The sequence below is a fragment of the Staphylococcus sp. HMSC069E10 genome, assembly GCF_001809205.1.
GTDB lineage: Bacteria > Bacillota > Bacilli > Staphylococcales > Staphylococcaceae > Staphylococcus > Staphylococcus hominis.
In genome coordinates this window covers 1-3,155 of record NZ_KV796505.1, presented here as the reverse complement: position 1 = coordinate 3,155, position 3,155 = coordinate 1, and the positions used below count along the sequence as shown (strand labels likewise).

Annotated in this window: 1 rRNA gene; it reads right to left on the bottom strand. The window is 48.3% G+C overall.

Going from position 1 to position 3,155, the window contains the following annotated elements:
- Positions 1-94: 94 nt before the first annotated feature.
- A 23S ribosomal RNA gene (locus HMPREF2561_RS10245) occupies positions 95-3,016 on the bottom strand.
- Positions 3,017-3,155: the final 139 nt, after the last annotated feature.

Here is a 3,155-nt window from a genome sequence, read left to right as displayed (position 1 = left end):
TGTGACCTCCTTGCCATTGTCACCAGACAAATGAATGATTATACATTCAAAACTAGATAGTAAGTAAAGATTTGCGTCGCAAAACTTGAAAAAATTGATTAAGTCTTCGATCGATTAGTATTCGTCAGCTCCACGTGTCACCACGCTTCCACCTCGAACCTATTAACCTCATCATCTCTGAGGGATCTTATAACCGAAGTTGGGAAATCTCATCTTGAGGGGGGCTTCATGCTTAGATGCTTTCAGCACTTATCCCGTCCATACATAGCTACCCAGCTATGCCGTTGGCACGACAACTGGTACACCAGAGGTATGTCCATCCCGGTCCTCTCGTACTAAGGACAGCTCCTCTCAAATTTCCTACGCCCACGACGGATAGGGACCGAACTGTCTCACGACGTTCTGAACCCAGCTCGCGTACCGCTTTAATGGGCGAACAGCCCAACCCTTGGGACCGACTACAGCCCCAGGATGCGATGAGCCGACATCGAGGTGCCAAACCTCCCCGTCGATGTGAACTCTTGGGGGAGATAAGCCTGTTATCCCCGGGGTAGCTTTTATCCGTTGAGCGATGGCCCTTCCATGCGGAACCACCGGATCACTAAGTCCGTCTTTCGACCCTGCTCGACTTGTAGGTCTCGCAGTCAAGCTCCCTTATGCCTTTACACTCTATGAATGATTTCCAACCATTCTGAGGGAACCTTTGAGCGCCTCCGTTACCTTTTAGGAGGCGACCGCCCCAGTCAAACTGCCCGCCTGACACTGTCTCCCACCACGATAAGTGGTGCGGGTTAGAAAGCCAACACAGCTAGGGTAGTATCCCACCAACGCCTCCACGTAAGCTAGCGCTCACGTTTCAAAGGCTCCTACCTATCCTGTACAAGCTGTGCCGAATTTCAATATCAGGCTACAGTAAAGCTCCACGGGGTCTTTCCGTCCTGTCGCGGGTAACCTGCATCTTCACAGGTACTATGATTTCACCGAGTCTCTCGTTGAGACAGTGCCCAAATCGTTACGCCTTTCGTGCGGGTCGGAACTTACCCGACAAGGAATTTCGCTACCTTAGGACCGTTATAGTTACGGCCGCCGTTTACTGGGGCTTCGATTCGTAGCTTCGCAGAAGCTAACCACTCCTCTTAACCTTCCAGCACCGGGCAGGCGTCAGCCCCTATACATCACCTTACGGTTTAGCAGAGACCTGTGTTTTTGATAAACAGTCGCTTGGGCCTATTCACTGCGGCTCTTCTGGGCTTGCACCCTAAAGAGCACCCCTTCTCCCGAAGTTACGGGGTCATTTTGCCGAGTTCCTTAACGAGAGTTCGCTCGCTCACCTTAGAATTCTCATCTTGACTACCTGTGTCGGTTTGCGGTACGGGCACCTAATCTCTATCTAGAGGCTTTTCTCGGCAGTGTGAAATCAACGACTCGAGGAAACAATTTCCTCTCCCCATCACAGCTCAATCTTAAGAGTGCCGGATTTGCCTAACACTCAATCTCACTGCTTAGACGTACAATCCAATCGTACGCTTCGCCTATCCTACTGCGTCCCCCCATCGATTAAAACGATTATAGGTGGTACAGGAATATCAACCTGTTATCCATCGCCTACGCCTGTCGGCCTCAGCTTAGGACCCGACTAACCCAGAGCGGACGAGCCTTCCTCTGGAAACCTTAGTCAATCGGTGGACGGGATTCTCACCCGTCTTTCGCTACTCACACCGGCATTCTCACTTCTAAGCGCTCCACATGTCCTTGCGATCATGCTTCAACGCCCTTAGAACGCTCTCCTACCATTGTCCAAAGGACAATCCACAGCTTCGGTAATATGTTTAGCCCCGGTACATTTTCGGCGCAGTGTCACTCGACTAGTGAGCTATTACGCACTCTTTAAATGATGGCTGCTTCTAAGCCAACATCCTAGTTGTCTGGGCAACGCCACATCCTTTTCCACTTAACATATATTTTGGGACCTTAGCTGGTGGTCTGGGCTGTTTCCCTTTCGAACACGGACCTTATCACCCATGTTCTGACTCCCAAGTTAAATTAATTGGCATTCGGAGTTTGTCTGAATTCGGTAACCCGAGAGGGGCCCCTCGTCCAAACAGTGCTCTACCTCCAATAATCATCACTTGAGGCTAGCCCTAAAGCTATTTCGGAGAGAACCAGCTATCTCCAAGTTCGATTGGAATTTCTCCGCTACCCACAGTTCATCCGCTCACTTTTCAACGTAAGTCGGTTCGGTCCTCCATTCAGTGTTACCTGAACTTCAACCTGACCATGGGTAGATCACCTGGTTTCGGGTCTACGACCAAATACTATACGCCCTATTCAGACTCGCTTTCGCTACGGCTCCACATTTTCTGCTTAACCTTGCATCAGATCGTAACTCGCCGGTTCATTCTACAAAAGGCACGCCATCACCCATTAACGGGCTCTGACTACTTGTAAGCACACGGTTTCAAGTTCTCTTTCACTCCCCTTCCGGGGTACTTTTCACCTTTCCCTCACGGTACTGGTTCACTATCGGTCACTAGAGAGTATTTAGCCTTAGGAGATGGTCCTCCCAGATTCCGACGGAATTTCACGTGCTCCGTCGTACTCAGGATCCACTCAAGAGAGAATATATTTTCAACTACAGGATTATTACCTTCTTTGATTCAACTTTCCAGATGATTCGTTTAATATATTCCTTTGTAACTCCGTATAGAGTGTCCTACAACCCCAATAAGCAAGCTTATTGGTTTGGGCTCTTCCCGTTTCGCTCGCCGCTACTCAGGGAATCGAATTTTCTTTCTCTTCCTCCGGGTACTAAGATGTTTCAGTTCTCCGGGTCTGCCTTCTGACAAGCTATGAATTCACTTGTCGATAACACAACATAACTTGTGTTGGGTTCCCCCATTCGGAAATCTCTGGATCAACGCTTACTTACAGCTACCCAAAGCATATCGTCGTTAGTAACGTCCTTCATCGGCTTCTAGTGCCAAGGCATCCACCGTGCGCCCTTAATAACTTAATCTAATATAGTTATTAATCTGTGAGTGTTCTTTCGAACACTAGCGATTATTTTTTATGAATTCAAGCTTATTTAAAACTCTATTCACTCGGTTTTGCTTGGTAAAATCTATTTACTTACTTATCTAGTTTTCAATGTACAA